Origin of the sequence: Candidatus Karelsulcia muelleri, assembly GCF_022985615.1 — a bacterium.
Lineage (GTDB): Bacteria > Bacteroidota > Bacteroidia > Flavobacteriales > Blattabacteriaceae > Karelsulcia > Karelsulcia muelleri_G.
The window spans coordinates 141,830-156,326 of the sequence record NZ_CP094965.1; the positions used below are offsets into that span (position 1 = coordinate 141,830).

The following is a 14,497-nucleotide window of genomic DNA, read 5'->3' on the forward strand; positions in this document are numbered from 1 at the left end:
AGGAAAGTAAAGTATGTTAAGTATAAGTATAAGTATAAGTATAAGTATAAGTATGTTGATTTATCGCATTGTTTAAGTATGTTGATTTATCGCATTGTTTGTTTTTAAACAAACAATGAGGAAAGTCTGGAATCACTAGGGATAACGCAACGGGTAACTCCCGTACATCGTGAGATGAGGAATAGTGCAACAGAAAGTATGTACAGTTGAGCTGTAGTGAAATCATGTAAACTCTGTGTTGTGAAATGCCAAATATACCAGAAGTATAGTAGTATAGTTCATCCCTAACTAAATATCTGCTAACTAAATATCTGGGGGGTAGGCAGATCGAGATAAAGGGTAACTTTTATCCTAGATAAATGATAAATTAAACTGAATCCGGCTTATAACATACTTTTTTTTAAAAATATTTCTCTATATTATTTATATCTAATAAGAATAAGATTTTTTGTTTGAATTTTAATAAATTATCAATTTTTAATATTTGTTTTATTAGCTTCCTTATTGTTAAGGAAGCAATCTTTTGTTTTGTTTCTAATTTATAAAAATTATATATATTTTTATATATTAATTTTTCAATGATTTTATCATCTTGGTAAATATAAAGATCATATAATAACCTATATACATATATTTTTTTTAAAAACTTAGGAGAATAAGTAATTGAAATAGAATTTTCAAAACATTTTATTTTAAAACCAAAATTAATTAAAATTTCTATAATTTTGGTTTTAGTTTTTTTAGTAAAAAATTTATTCAATTTAATATTTATCGGTGGGTATAATTTATAGATTTTGTGTTTTTTTATTTCTTTTTTAAACTTATCCTCTAAAATTATTTTATAGACTCTATCTTTATGAATAATTAAAACACCAAAATCTAAAAGACATAATATATATTTTTTATAGATCTTAAATTGGGTAAAATCCAGATCTATTTTCTTAAGATCTATTTTCTTAAGAAATATTTTATTAAGAAATATTTTCTTAAGAAATATTTTATTAAGAAATTCTTGACAATTATTATTTAGGTTGCGGTTTTTTTCTTCTTTATCTTTTTTTTTAGAGTAAAACTTAAAAATATTCTGTAGGCCTAAATATTCTTTAATTATTATATTTATATTTTTACAAATTTCTGACTCTGATTTAATGAGTATTTTGTTTTTGGATTGACAAATATTAATTTCAATTTGTTTGGTTGGAATAGTAAGAAATAAAAAATAATTTGGTTTATTAGTTTTGTTTATTAGACCGTTATAGGCTTTAATAATAGACTTGTGAATTCTTTTGTTTACTACGTATCTATTATTAACAAACAAATAATAATTCTTAAATTGAGTATTAAAAAAACTTGTAGAAGTGATATATCCTTTTATAAGAAATAATTTATCTTTTTTAAAAACTTTGATTAAGACATTTTTATAATATTCGCCAAAAATTTTAATTATTCTATATTTTAGATTTGATTTTTTTAAACTGGTAATTATCTTATTATTATGCATCATAACAAAATTAATATCAGGGTGTGAAAGAACTATCTTATTAAATTCTGATATGATATATCTTAATTCAATATGGGCAGATTTTAAAAAGTTTTTTCTATTGGGGAAATTGTAAAATAAGTTTTTCACATATATACTAGTACCATTTAATAAATTATTTAATAATACAGGGGGATATTTAAGCTTTTGATTTTCTAATGTTAAGAAGACTCCAAATTCTGATTTGGTTTTTTTAGTGTATATTTCTACCTGGCTAACTAAAGAAATATAGTATAAAGCTTCACCTCGAAAGCCTTTAGTATTTAGTGATTTGATATCTTTAAGAGAATATAATTTGGAAGTATAAAATCTCCTAATACTATTTTTCGCTTCTAAATGATTCATTCCATCACCATCATCTATAACATTAATTAAATCTTTCCCACCATTCAATAATATCAATTTAATATTTTTTGAATGTGCATCAATTGAGTTTTCTAATAATTCTTTTACTACAGAAGCTGGTCTTTTAATTACATATCCTGCTGAAATTTTATTTGAATCTTGTGTGGGTAGAATTTTTATGGTATTTTTCATAAGAACTCTATAAAAACAAAACCAAATTAAGATTTTAAACGCATTTGTGGAAAAAATAAGACCTCCTGAATATTTCTTTGATTAGTAAATAACATGATTAAACGATCAATCCCAAAGCCTATACCACTACAAGGAGGCATACCATATTCTAATGAAAGAATAAAGTCTTTATCTATTAACATATTTTCAGATTCAACTTTATTATATAATTTAATTTGTCTTTTAAATCTCTTGAATTGATCAATTGGATCATTTAATTCTGAATAAGAATTCGCTATTTCAACACCATTAATTATTAATTCATATCTTTCAGATAAACCATTTTTAAAGCGATGTTTTTTAGCTAATGGACTCATTTCAAGGGGAAAATCAATTATAAAAGTTGGTTGAATAATTTTTTTTTCACATTTTTGACTGAATATTTGATCGAGAAGTTGTCCTTTTTTCATCTTATTATCAATCTTCACATTTATTTCCTTACATATTTTTCTAATTTCAGTTTCAATAAGATTACTTAGGTCAAATCCAGTATAAATTTTAATAGCTTCAAAAAAAGTAATTTTTTTAAAGGGTGAAATCAAATGAAGAGATTGTTTGCCTACTTTGGCAAATTTTAAACAAATTTTTTGTAAAAACTTTTCAGTAAATTTCATCATCCAATAATAATCTTTATAGGCTACATATAATTCTAGAATTGTAAATTCTGGATTATGATTTTTATCTATCCCCTCGTTTCTAAAATTTCTAGAAAATTCATAAACTTTTTCTAAACCTCCAACTAGTAATTTTTTTAAATATAATTCATTGGAAATTCTTAAATAGAATGTACTTTTTAAGGTATTATGATATGTAATAAATGGTCTGGCAATAGCACCACCCGGAATGGCTTGTAAAATAGGAGTTTCAACTTCTAAATAATTTCTTTTATTTAAATAATTTCTTATAAAACTTATAATTTTAATACGTGTAAAAAATACAGTTTTAATTTCGTCATTAACGATCAAATCAACATATTTCATTCTATGTCGTTTTTCATTATTAGAAAAAGAATCAAAAGTATTTCCCGATTTATCTTTTTTTACGTTTGGTAAAGTATGTAGACATTTAGATAATAAATTTATTTTTTTTGCATATACAGAAATTTGGTTATTTTTAGTTTTGAATAAATAACCTTTCAACCATATTATATCTCCGATATCTAAAAGTTTTTTTAAAAACAAATTGTATATATTTTTGCCAGTATAAAAATTATTTATGGATATATAAATTTGTATCAAACCTTCTTTATCTTTTATTTCAATAAAAGAAGCCTTTCCCATTATTCTAATTCTAATAATTCTACCAGCAACAATAACCTTTTTATTTTTTTTGTAATTATTAATTATTTTTTTTGAATTAGAATTTATTGGATATTCTTCAGAAGGATAAGGATTAATATTTATTTTGTTTAATTTTTTAAGCTTTTTTATTCTAATCAAATTTTGGTCATAAATACGCAAATTTCTCATTAAAAGAATATTAAGACCTTGAAATATTAAGACCTTGAAGGGAGTTGAACCCTTACTCTTCTGATCCGTAGTCAGATGCTTTATCCAATTAAGCTACAAGGCCAAGGAGAGCTAGGGAAAAGGTTTCTAAATATAGACTTTCATAAAAAATAAAAAGTTAAAATACTACTTAGTAGTTAATTAGAAGTCTAGATTTAGATATTAAGAAAGAAAGAAAGAAAAAAAAATGAAACCAATTACCAATGAAATATATTTGAAATGGTATAAAGATATGTCGTTTTGGAGAAAATTTGAAGAAAAATGCCGATCATTATATTTAAAACAAAAAATAAGTGGCTTTCTCCATTTATATAGTGGTCAAGAGGCTATACCTGCCGGTATTACTTATGTGATGAATCTAAAAAAAGATAATATGATTACAGGGTATAGATGTCATATACTTGCTTTATCTATGGGAATAGACCCAAAAAAGGTTATGGCAGAATTATTTGGAAAAAAAACTGGAACTTCTTGTGGTTTAGGTGGATCGATGCATATATTTAGTAAAAAATATCGATTTTATGGTGGATATGGAATTGTAGGGGGACAAATACCATTAGGAGCAGGTATCGCCTTTGCTGATAAATACTTTAATAGAGAAGCAGTGACGGTGACGATTATGGGAGATGGTGCTATTTGGCAAGGGGCTTTACATGAAACCTTCAATATGTCCGTAATTTTAAAATTACCAGTAGTTTATATCTGCGAAAACAATAAATACGCAATGGGAACTTCAGTTAAAAAAAGTTCTTGTATTAAAAATATTTTCCAACTTGGATTATCATACAATATGCCCTCTAAATCAGTAGACGGCAGTAGCCCATTTAAAATTGCTAAAGCAGTTGACAAAGCTATTCAAAGAGCTAAAACTGGAAAAGGACCTACTTTTTTAGAAATATTAACTTACAGATTCAGAGGCCATTCAATGTCTGATCCTGAAAGTTATAGAACAAGAGCTGAAGTAATAGAACAGAAAAAAAATGATCCAATTTTAAAAATTAAAAACAAAATATTAGAAAGAAAAATTATGACTAAAAAGTTATTAAAAGCCTTGGATTTAGAATTAATAAAAAAAATAGATGAATGTGTTGTATTTGCAGAAAATTCTGATTATCCACCCCAAAAAACTAGGTTTAATGTGGTTTATTCTCAAAAAAAATATCCTTTTTTAAAATAAAAGTCCAAGTAACAAAAATGGCAGAGATAATTTACATGCCACGTTTAAGTGATACTATGAAAGAAGGTACAATAGTAAAATGGTATAAAAAAGTAGGAGAAAAAGTATTAAATGGAGAAATTTTAGCAGAAATAGAAACAGATAAAGCTATTCAAGAATTTGAATCCGAATATAAGGCTACTCTTCTCTATATAGGAGTTAAAGAAGGAGAAAAAGCAAAAGTAAATGATATTTTGGCTATTATGGGTGAAAGAAATGAAAATATAGATTATTTAATAAAGAAGAATAAGAATAAAAAAATTTTAGTATCCCCATTAGCAAAAAAAATAGCTTTAGAAAAAGGTATCAAATTAAAAACCTTAAAAGGAAGTGGACCAAAAAACAGAATTGTTAAAAAAGACATAATAAAAAGTATCAAAACAAAAAATAATAAAAAATATAAAATTAAAAATATTTCTAATATAAGGAAAATCATTAGTGAACGCTTATTAAAATCAAAAAAGATTTCTCCACATTATTATTTATTTATCGAAATTCCTGCAGATAATTTAATAAGATTTAAAAAATATATTAATAAAAAATATACTAGTAAAATTTCTTTTAATGATTTAATAGTGAAAGCTACTGCTTTATCACTTAAAAAAAATCAAAAAATAAATTCTTCATTGAAGAAAGAAAGGATTATATATCACAAAGATATTAATATAGGTATTGCTGTTTCCTTACCGGAAGGACTAATTGTACCGGTAATAAATACCGTGGAAAAAAAATCTTTAATAAAAATTTCCAAAGAAATAAAAGAAAAAATAAAAAGATATAGAAATAAAAAAATTTCTAACAATGAATTAGAAGGAAGTACTTTTACAATTTCTAATTTAGGTATGTTTGGGATAGATTGTTTTACTTCTATAATAAATCAACCTAATTCGAGTATTTTATCAGTAGGAAGTATTCAAAGAAAACCTATAGTTGATAAAAACAAAATAAAAATAGGAAATACTATTAAATTTACTTTAGCTTGTGATCATAGAATTATAGATGGTGTAATAGGTAGTACCTTTTTACTTACTTTAAAAGAATACTTATTAGAACCAATTACTATGTTAATTTAATTTAGTAAGTAATCTTTTTTTGTTTTTAGGAATCTTTTTTAAGAACTCTATTCCATTATTTTTAAATTCGAAAATAATGTTTTTAATACCATTTGTAAGAACGAGATATTGGCTTTTGAATCTCAAATAATATTTCATTATTTGATCAAAAGATTTAGATGAAATCTTTACTTCAGGAGATTTACATTCAACCATTATAAATGGTCTTTTTTTTTTAAGAACTAGAATATCTATCCGATTTTTAATATTATAAAAAGTTGAATGGAATTCGACATATATTTCATGAACATTATAGCCTCTATTTTTTATTAGATAATAAATTATCTTTTGTCTCACTAATTCTTCTTTAGTTAAAAGATAATATTTTTTTCTAATTAAGCAAAAAACGTACATTTTACCGTTAAATGTTTTTATCTTATTTTTTATATTACATTTATTCAATAGCTTGTAATTTCTTTTTTTTATATGATTATGATTAATCTTACAAATATTAAAATTAAAGAAATTAAACAAATTTCTCTTTTTATAGGTGAAGAAGAATATCTTATAAAAGAATATATAGAAGAGATAGAGAATCTTTTAAAGAACAGGATTCTAAATATATTATAGAAGTAAAAGAAGAAGATAGAATAACCAATATTTTACACTCTTACTCTATTTAAAGAATATAAGTTAATTATTCTTAAAAATTCGTAAGATCTAAATCTAAGCTTAGATAACTTAGAAAAATTACTAAAAAAGACCTCGAAAAGAAATATTTTCATTTTTTGTATTAATTTCGTAATTCACTCACGAAATTTATAATTTTATAATTTTATTAAAAAAAACACAAATAACAACATAGAAATTATAAATAATAAAAAATTAACTTTTGGTGAAATTTTGTATTTAGTAAAAAGAAAAATAAAAAAAATAGGCTTAAAGATAAATGAAATAACAGTAAAAAAAATGATACAATCTGTTGATTCCAATTTATTTATGCTTGAAAATGAGTTAAAAAAAATAAGATTTAATAATATTAATAATATAGCTGACAATTATAATTATAAACTTCTTCATAATGAATTTAAAATAATTTTAAAGATGCTTGAAGTCCACCCCCTAACTTTAATCTTAAATAAGATATATAAACTATACTTAGAAAAAGTTATGACTTATAATAATAATGAAGAAAAATTTAATAAAATAGCTAATTTAGTTTTTCTGCTAAAAGAAGCAGAGAAAAAAAATAAGAGCTATTTTTTAAAAAAGGAAGAAATAATGAAAGAACTAATTTATAAAATATGTCAAATAGAGAAAGAGAAATCTTTGATTGTATAATTATAGGAGGTGGTCCAGCAGGATATACGGCAGCCATTTATTTAGCTCGTGCAGAAATAAAACACCTTCTTTTTACAGGCTTTAAACCAGGTGGACAATTGATATCAACTAATAAAATAGAAAATTATCCTGGTTTTCCTGATGGGATATCTGGTTACAAATTAATGGAATCTTTTAAAGCCCAAAGCGAAAACTTCGGGACTAAGGTAAAAGATAATAGTGTAGTAAAAATTAATTTTAATATAATAAAAAATTGGCATGAAATTATCTTAGATAATTCTTTAAAAATAAAAACCAAAACACTAATTATAGCGACTGGAGCTTCTCCTAGATATTTAAATATTGAGAATGAAAAAAAATTAATTGGAAAGGGTATTTATACATGTGCAAATTGTGATGGCTTTTTTTTTAAAGGGAAAAAAGTAGCAGTAATTGGTGGAGGGGATAAAGCAGCAGAAGAATCTATTTATTTAGCTAATATTTGTAAAAAAGTATATCTAATAATAAGAGATAAAAAAATGAAAGCTTCAAAAATTATGCAAAAAAAAGTTTTAAACATTAAAAATGTTGAAATATTTTATTATCATAAAGTTATAAAAATAATTGGAGAAAAAAAAATAAAAGCGATTTTTTGTAAAAACAGAAAAAATAATAATAATTACTTATTTAAGGTGGCAGCTCTTTTTTTAGCTATTGGGCAAATTCCAAATAGTCTTATTTGTAAACCAAATCTAAAATTAGATAAATCTGGATATATAATTACAAAATATACAATTACTAATATTCCTGGAATATTTGCAGCAGGAGATGTGCAAGACACAAGATATCGACAAGCAATCACCTCAGCTGGATCTGGTTGTATGTCTGCAATAGAGGTAGAAAAATACCTTATTAAAGTTCAATAACCAACCTTATTAAAGTTCAATAAAGAATATAAAAGAAAAAATAAAAGAAAAAATAAATATTAGATACTTTATTAGATACTTAGAAGTTTTCTTTTCTTATCATGGATTAAGTACAAACAAACAAACATAACAAAGTACAAATAAACAAACAAACATAACATAACATAACATAAGTAAGTAAGTACAAACAAGTAAGTAAAGTACAAACATTATTTACATTTTTAATTCTTTTATTATTTACATTTTTAATTCTTTTATTATTTACATTTTTAATTCTTTTTTCTTTTACAAATAGCAGTTAGCTGCTAATCAGCAGTTAGCTGCTTATCAGCAGTTAGCAGCAGTTAGTTAGCAGCAGTTAGCTGCTAATCAGCAGTTAGCAGCAGTTAGTTAGCAGCAGTTAGCTGCTAATCAGCAGTTAGTTAGCAATCGTTAGCTAATGCTAATCAATCAATCAGCAAGCAGTTTGCTAATCAATCAATCAGTTAGTTAGCTAATGCTAAGTTTTAATAAGTATTTCTTAAAAAAGATATTTATTATTTTATTATTTATTACTTTTATATTAAAAAAAGTTTTTTAGCGATTATTAATAAATTGTTGTAAACTAGGATCTTTATTAGGACTTACTTACTTGTGTTTACAGTAACTTGTTTTTACAGTAACTTACTTGTGTTTACAGTAAATTGCCTTCATTTTATTCCAAAGTATTTTTTTTAAAAGCTATTATTTTAAATAAATTCTTAAAAAGATCTCTTTTTTAAATTATTATTTTTTAATTATTAATTATTAGAAAGTTTATTTCTATTTCTTATATAAGAAGAGAAAATATATAGAAATAATTCTGATAATAAGATAAAATATCAATAAACAATTGTAAATAACATTTTTTGTTTTCTTTATAATATTTTTTTCTTTTTCTTTATCTTTTCGTTTCATTTATCTTATGGTCTTAATTTTCGTATTAATTCTCCAACTTTCCATAATTCACTATTTTTTAATTCCTTTAATTCTTTCTTTAAAATCTCTCTATAATTACTTTTACTATTTAATGAAATAGTTCGTTCTGCCTCTTTTCCAGAAGACACGTCTTTATAAAGTTCTCTAAATAAAGAAATATTAGTGTCTCTAAATTTTTTCCACCAATCTAAAGCACCTCTTTGAGCAGTAGTAGAGCAATTTTCATACATCCAATCCATTCCTTTTTCTGCTATTAAAGGCATAAGACTTTGAGTAAGCTCTTCTACTGTTTCATTAAAGGCTTCAGAAGGTGAGTGACCATTCTCTCTTAAAACTTGGTATTGTGCTGAAAATAACCCTTGAATAGCTCCCATTAATGTTCCTCTTTCACCTGTTAAATCTGAAAACACTTCTTTTTTAAAAGTTGTTTTAAATAAAAAAGCAGAACCTATACCTATACCAATTGCTAAAGCTCTTTTTTTAGCTTTCCCAGTATAATTTTGATATATTGCATAACTAGAATTTAGTCCTTTTCCTTCTTTAAATAATCTTCTCAAAGATGTTCCTGAACCTTTAGGTGCAACAAGAAAAATATCAATTTCCTTTGGTGGTAATATTTTCGTTTTTTTATTGAATGTTAATCCAAAACCATGAGAAAAATATAAAGCTTTTCCTGGGCAAAGAAATTTTTTAATTTTTGGCCAAACCTCAATCTGACCAGCATCAGATAATAAAAACATAATGATACTTCCTTTATCTGCTGCTTCTTCTATTTCGAATAGAGTTTCATTAGCTATCCATCCATCTTTTAAAGCTTTTTGCCACGATTTTGAATTTTTTCTTTGGCCTACTATTACATTGAACCCATTATCTCTTAAATTTAATGCTTGACCAGGTCCTTGTACACCATATCCTATCACTGATATTATTTCATTTGATAATATTTTTCTGGCTTTACTTAAACTAAAGTCCTTTTTAGTTATAATTTCTTCTTCTATTTCTCCAATTTTCAACTTCATTTATTTAATGCTTTATTTATATTATATAGAATATAATAATAGAATATATAATATAATATAATATAATTAATTATCTAATTAATTAGATATTATATATAATATTAAGAGAATATAATATAATATTATCTTATCTAAGATTCTAGAATATAGAATAAAATAATCTAATTACTTTGATAGATACTATAATGCATAGCATTATTGACAATAATAAATAAATAATAGCATTTATTATTTATTATTATGAGGATTGATTATTTATGATATGATAATAAATAATAAATAATAGCATTTATTATTTATTAGGATGAGGATTGATTATATGATAATAACTAATAAATAATAGCATTTATTATTTATTAGGATGAGGATGAGAATAAATAATAGCATTTATTACAAGAATAAATAGCATTTATTATTTATTAGGATGATATGATAATAAATAATAGCATTTATTACAAGAAATAATAAATAGCATTTATTTATTATAATTAATTATGAATTTAATATTATTATTATGATTAATTATATTATTATTATTATTATTAATTATTAATTATGATATTTATGATATGATTTACAATACAATACAATAATAAATAAATAGCATTAATTATGATATTTAGGATTTACAATAATAAATAGCATTTATTCCTATAATTTTAAATAATCGTATAATTATTTTTAAGATGTTTTCTACTACACATTCAATCTCTAGTATACAGAAAACTTTATCGTCTTTTTTAAAAGATATATTTTTTTTTATTTCTAAATTAATTTTATTAAAAATCATAACTATTCTCTGATTAAAATCAGAAGTATTTTCTGAAAAAATATATAAACTTATTTTTTTTTTCATTTTTTCTTAAAAACATATTTTTGATACTGATTTTTCAGTCGGTATCATTGGTAGGGTATTATACTCTTTTTCGACTAAAATTTCTATTAAAAAAACCTCTTTAGATTTTAACATTTTCTTTATATTTTCTTTTAATTTTTCTTTAACAAATACTTTTTTACTTTTTATGTTATATGCTTTTGAAAGGTTAGTAAAATTTGGATTATATATTTTAGTATTAGAAAATCTTCTATTAAAGAATAAATCTTGCCATTGTTTTACCATTCCTAAAAAATTATTATTAAGAATTATAATTTTGATAGGTATTTCATATTGCATTATTGTCCCAAGTTCTTGAATAGTCATTTGAAACCCCCCATCTCCTACTATACATATTACTTGACGTCTTTTAGCACCTATCTTGGCACCAATAGCAGCTGGTAAAGCAAATCCCATTGTACCTAAACCTCCTGATGTTATTTGACTTTTCAGAGTAGTAAAATTAAAATATCTTGAGGCAGACATTTGATGTTGACCTACATCAGTTACTAATATACAATTAGTTTTTTTATATAAATTTATATAATTTATTACTTCTGGCATAGTAATCCCTATTTTGTTTTTTATAAATTCTTTTTCTTTTACATATTTCCTTTCTACTTTCTTTAATAAGTTAAAGGTTTTTACCCATTTTTCTGTGCTATTGGTTTTAAAGTTTTTAATTAAATAATTTAAATTATGTTTTAAATTTCCTAGTAAATAAATAGTAGGTTTTAGTCTTTTGTTAATTTCGTAATTATCTATATCTATATGTATGATTAGAGTTTTTGGGGAAATTGTTTTTATATTTCCTATAAGTCTATCATCAAAACGTAAACCTATTGCAATTATTAAATCAGATTTTAAAATTAAAATATTATTTTGGTAATTTCCATGCATTCCTAACATACCATAGTTCAAATTATGGTTGGTCTTTAAAATTCCCATACCTAATAAAGTACTAGCTACTGGTATGTTGGTCTTTTCTGCAAATTGTTTTAATTGATTTTCTGCATTTGCTAGTTTTACTCCTTGTCCAATTATTATTATTGGTTTACGGGCTTTTTTAATTGTTTTAATTACCTTTTGTAATTCTTTTTTATTAATTTTATTTTGTGTTTTTAGATTTGTTTTGGTTTTGGGTGGAAATATTATTACTTGGTTTAGTTGTTGAACCTGGGTATTTTTTGTTATATCTATTAATATAGGACCTGGTCTACCATTTGTGGCTAGGTTTAAACCTTTAGATATTACTTCGAATATTTGATCTGGTTTAGTTATTTGAAAATTCCATTTTGTCACTGGTATTGATATGTCTATTATATCTATTTCTTGAAAGGCATCTGTTCCTAATAAATTTGAAGAAACTTGACCAGTTATACATAATAATGGAGTACTATCAATTAGAGCATCGGCTAAACCAGTAATTAGATTACTGGATCCGGGACCTGATGTAGATAAACAAATACCTGGTTTTCCAGTTACTCTAGCATACCCTTGGGCTGCATGAATTGATCCTTGTTCATGACGAGTTAATATGTGTTTTATTTGTTTTTTGTAAGTGAACAAGGAATCATATATTGGCATTACTGCACCACCTGGATAACCAAAAATAAATTTTACCTTATTATAAATTAAAGTTTTAACTATAATTTCAGCCCCTGTCATTTATATTCTCTGTAATACACCCTTCAGAAGCTGAGTCATTTATATTCTCTGTAATACACCCTTCAGAAGCTGAGTCATTTATATTCTCTGTAATACACCCTTCAGAAGCTGAGTCATTTATATTCTCTGTAATACACCCTTCAGAAGCTGAGTCATTTATATTCTCTGTAATACACCCTTCAGAAGCTGAAGATACTAATTTGGAATATTTAGATAAATAGCCTGAATTTGAATTATTCTTTGGTCTTTTATATTCTTTTTTTCTATTTAGTAAATCTTTTTTGGAGATTTTTAATGTTATTCGATTTTTTATAGCATCTATCTTTATTATATCTTTTTCTTGTATTAGTGCAATTACTCCACCAATTTGTGCTTCGGGTGTTATATGACCAACTACAAAACCATGAGTTCCACCTGAGAATCTGCCATCGGTTATTAAAGCAACTTTATTTCCTAATCCGGCTCCCATAATATATGAAGTAGGTTTTAACATTTCAGGCATTCCTGGACTTCCTTTGGGTCCAACATATCTGATTACTATAACATCTCCAGATTTAATCTTATTATTTAATATTGCCTTATTGGCTTCTATTTCGGAATCAAATACTTTAGCTCTTCCAGAAAAGCAATGTCCTTCTTTTCCTGAAATTTTAGCTACGGCTCCTTTAGGTGCAATATTACCGTATAATATACGAATATGTCCTTTATTTTGTATTGGTTTGTATAATGTTGAAATTACTTTTTGATTCGAAAAAGATATATTGGGTATACCTTCTAAATTTTCTTTTATTTTTTTTCCTGTCACAGTTAAGCACTCACCATTTAGTAAGCCTTCATTTAGCAAGTATTTCATTATAATAGGAGTCCCTCCAATTGTTTCTATATCTTCCATTAAATACTTACCACTCGGTTTAAGATTCCCTATTATTGGAACATTTTCAGTAAGCTCTTTTATATTATCAATATTAAATTTGATTTTGGCTGTTTTACATATTGCTAATATATGTAATACTAAGTTAGTTGAACCGCCTAAAGCAATAGCAACTGTAATTGCATTTTTTATGGAATTTTTAGTAATTATTTTTTTAGTATTTATATTTTTTTTTAATAATTCTTTCATATAATAACCTATTTTCTTACATTCATATTTTTTATTTATATTATTAGCTAAACAAGAAGAAGAAAAAGGTAATGTCATTCCTAAGGCTTCTAAGCTTGTGGCAACTGTGTTAGCTGTATACATTCCACCACAAGCTCCAGGACCTGGACAAGCATTTTTTATTATGTTTTGGTATTCTGAATTTGAGATTTGGCCTATATTTTTTTGGCCTAATGCCTCAAATGCTGAGACAATATTTAATTTTTTTCCTTGGTATTTTCCTGATTCTATGCTACCACCATAAATTATTATTGCTGGTCTTTCTGTTCTTATTATACCCATCAACACTCCTGGTATATTCTTATCGCAGCCTGGTATTCCAATTATACCATCATAATGTTGAGCTTTTACTACACTTTCTATACTATCTGCTATTATCTCTCTAGATGGCAAAGAATATTTCATACCTTCTGTACCCATTGTCATTCCATCACTTACTCCAATTGTATTAAACTGAAATCCAATCATATTATTTTTATTTATTGATTTTTTTGCTTCTTTAGATAAAAGATTAAGATGCATATTACATGGGTTCCCCTCATACCAATTGCTTACTACTCCTATTTGTGGTTTATATAAATCTTTTGCTTTGATTCCTGTGGCATATAACATAGCCCTGTAAGCTGGTAATTCATCACTCTTGATTAAATGAGAACTATAGGTAGTATTTATTATAGCCACA

12 protein-coding genes, 1 tRNA gene and 1 other RNA gene are annotated in these 14,497 nt (G+C 24.7%); 6 read left to right on the forward strand and 8 right to left on the reverse strand.

The window, feature by feature from the left end; genetic code table 11:
* Nucleotides 1–73 precede the first annotated feature (73 nt).
* An RNA gene (gene rnpB, locus SMPYRVIR_RS00835) (RNase P RNA component class A) lies at nucleotides 74–401 on the forward strand.
* Here the strand turns inward: rnpB and mutL are convergent.
* From mutL to SMPYRVIR_RS00850, 3 genes are all read right to left on the reverse strand, one after another.
* Nucleotides 401–2,077 (reverse strand): DNA mismatch repair endonuclease MutL, encoded by a 1,677-nt coding sequence (gene mutL / locus SMPYRVIR_RS00840; protein WP_246980338.1) that lies wholly within the window; start codon nucleotides 2,075–2,077, stop codon nucleotides 401–403. The genes rnpB and mutL overlap by 1 nt on opposite strands.
* 26 nt (nucleotides 2,078–2,103) lie before the next feature.
* Nucleotides 2,104–3,585: a lysine--tRNA ligase gene (gene lysS, locus SMPYRVIR_RS00845; protein WP_246980341.1), complete on the reverse strand. Its 1,482-nt coding sequence runs from the start codon at nucleotides 3,583–3,585 to the stop codon at nucleotides 2,104–2,106.
* A gap of 29 nt (nucleotides 3,586–3,614) precedes the next feature.
* Nucleotides 3,615–3,688 (reverse strand) — tRNA-Arg (locus SMPYRVIR_RS00850).
* A gap of 123 nt (nucleotides 3,689–3,811) precedes the next feature.
* On the opposite strand from SMPYRVIR_RS00850, the gene pdhA reads away from it, so the two are divergent.
* Both pdhA and SMPYRVIR_RS00860 read left to right on the forward strand, forming a co-directional pair.
* Nucleotides 3,812–4,801, forward strand: a complete 990-nt coding sequence (gene pdhA / locus SMPYRVIR_RS00855) for a pyruvate dehydrogenase (acetyl-transferring) E1 component subunit alpha (RefSeq protein WP_246980344.1) — start codon at nucleotides 3,812–3,814, stop codon at nucleotides 4,799–4,801.
* Nucleotides 4,802–4,818: 17 nt separating this feature from the next.
* Nucleotides 4,819–5,913: a dihydrolipoamide acetyltransferase family protein gene (locus tag SMPYRVIR_RS00860; RefSeq protein ID WP_246980346.1), complete on the forward strand. Its 1,095-nt coding sequence runs from the start codon at nucleotides 4,819–4,821 to the stop codon at nucleotides 5,911–5,913.
* On the opposite strand, the gene SMPYRVIR_RS00865 is transcribed toward SMPYRVIR_RS00860, so the two are convergent.
* Nucleotides 5,905–6,306 carry a type I restriction enzyme HsdR N-terminal domain-containing protein gene (locus SMPYRVIR_RS00865; protein ID WP_246980349.1) on the reverse strand — a complete coding sequence of 134 codons (402 nt, stop codon included), beginning with the start codon at nucleotides 6,304–6,306 and terminating at the stop codon, nucleotides 5,905–5,907. The two genes, SMPYRVIR_RS00860 and SMPYRVIR_RS00865, sit on opposite strands and share 9 nt — an antisense overlap.
* 78 nt (nucleotides 6,307–6,384) lie before the next feature.
* Between SMPYRVIR_RS00865 and SMPYRVIR_RS00870 the strand changes: the two genes are divergently transcribed.
* From SMPYRVIR_RS00870 to trxB, 3 genes are all read left to right on the forward strand, one after another.
* Entirely contained in the window at nucleotides 6,385–6,522 is a 138-nt protein-coding gene (locus tag SMPYRVIR_RS00870) for a hypothetical protein (protein WP_246980352.1), read from the forward strand.
* 273 nt (nucleotides 6,523–6,795) lie between these two features.
* Complete coding sequence (locus SMPYRVIR_RS00875) at nucleotides 6,796–7,233, forward strand: hypothetical protein (RefSeq protein ID WP_246980354.1); 438 nt, start codon at nucleotides 6,796–6,798, stop codon at nucleotides 7,231–7,233.
* Nucleotides 7,197–8,138, forward strand: coding sequence for a thioredoxin-disulfide reductase (trxB, locus tag SMPYRVIR_RS00880; RefSeq protein WP_246980355.1), 942 nt, complete (start codon nucleotides 7,197–7,199; stop codon nucleotides 8,136–8,138). Before SMPYRVIR_RS00875 ends, trxB begins: the two co-directional genes overlap by 37 nt.
* Before the next feature lie 941 nt (nucleotides 8,139–9,079).
* Here the strand turns inward: trxB and ilvC are convergent.
* From ilvC to ilvD, 4 genes are all read right to left on the reverse strand, one after another.
* Nucleotides 9,080–10,114 (reverse strand): ketol-acid reductoisomerase, encoded by a 1,035-nt coding sequence (gene ilvC, locus SMPYRVIR_RS00885; protein ID WP_246980358.1) that lies wholly within the window; start codon nucleotides 10,112–10,114, stop codon nucleotides 9,080–9,082.
* A 619-nt stretch (nucleotides 10,115–10,733) separates the two neighbouring features.
* Nucleotides 10,734–10,970, reverse strand: a complete 237-nt coding sequence (locus tag SMPYRVIR_RS00890; RefSeq protein ID WP_246980360.1) for a hypothetical protein — start codon at nucleotides 10,968–10,970, stop codon at nucleotides 10,734–10,736.
* Between the two features lie 6 nt (nucleotides 10,971–10,976).
* A complete protein-coding gene (gene ilvB / locus SMPYRVIR_RS00895; RefSeq protein WP_246980361.1) occupies nucleotides 10,977–12,656 on the reverse strand; it encodes a biosynthetic-type acetolactate synthase large subunit in 1,680 nt (559 codons plus the stop codon).
* Entirely contained in the window at nucleotides 12,643–14,427 is a 1,785-nt protein-coding gene (ilvD, locus tag SMPYRVIR_RS00900; RefSeq protein WP_246980362.1) for a dihydroxy-acid dehydratase, read from the reverse strand. Before ilvD ends, ilvB begins: the two co-directional genes overlap by 14 nt.
* Nucleotides 14,428–14,497: the final 70 nt, after the last annotated feature.

Bases quoted from the DNA above. Each gene is read 5' to 3' on its own strand.
- mutL (WP_246980338.1), bottom strand. From the start codon at position 2,077: ATGAAAAATACCATAAAAATTCTACCCACACAAGATTCAAATAAAATT.
- lysS (WP_246980341.1), bottom strand. From the start codon at position 3,585: ATGAGAAATTTGCGTATTTATGACCAAAATTTGATTAGAATAAAAAAG.
- pdhA (WP_246980344.1), top strand. From the start codon at position 3,812: ATGAAACCAATTACCAATGAAATATATTTGAAATGGTATAAAGATATG.
- SMPYRVIR_RS00860 (WP_246980346.1), top strand. From the start codon at position 4,819: ATGGCAGAGATAATTTACATGCCACGTTTAAGTGATACTATGAAAGAA.
- SMPYRVIR_RS00865 (WP_246980349.1), bottom strand. From the start codon at position 6,306: ATGTACGTTTTTTGCTTAATTAGAAAAAAATATTATCTTTTAACTAAA.
- SMPYRVIR_RS00870 (WP_246980352.1), top strand. From the start codon at position 6,385: ATGATTAATCTTACAAATATTAAAATTAAAGAAATTAAACAAATTTCT.
- trxB (WP_246980355.1), top strand. From the start codon at position 7,197: ATGTCAAATAGAGAAAGAGAAATCTTTGATTGTATAATTATAGGAGGT.
- ilvC (WP_246980358.1), bottom strand. From the start codon at position 10,114: ATGAAGTTGAAAATTGGAGAAATAGAAGAAGAAATTATAACTAAAAAG.
- SMPYRVIR_RS00890 (WP_246980360.1), bottom strand. From the start codon at position 10,970: ATGAAAAAAAAAATAAGTTTATATATTTTTTCAGAAAATACTTCTGAT.
- ilvB (WP_246980361.1), bottom strand. From the start codon at position 12,656: ATGACAGGGGCTGAAATTATAGTTAAAACTTTAATTTATAATAAGGTA.
- ilvD (WP_246980362.1), bottom strand. From the start codon at position 14,427: ATGTTATATGCCACAGGAATCAAAGCAAAAGATTTATATAAACCACAA.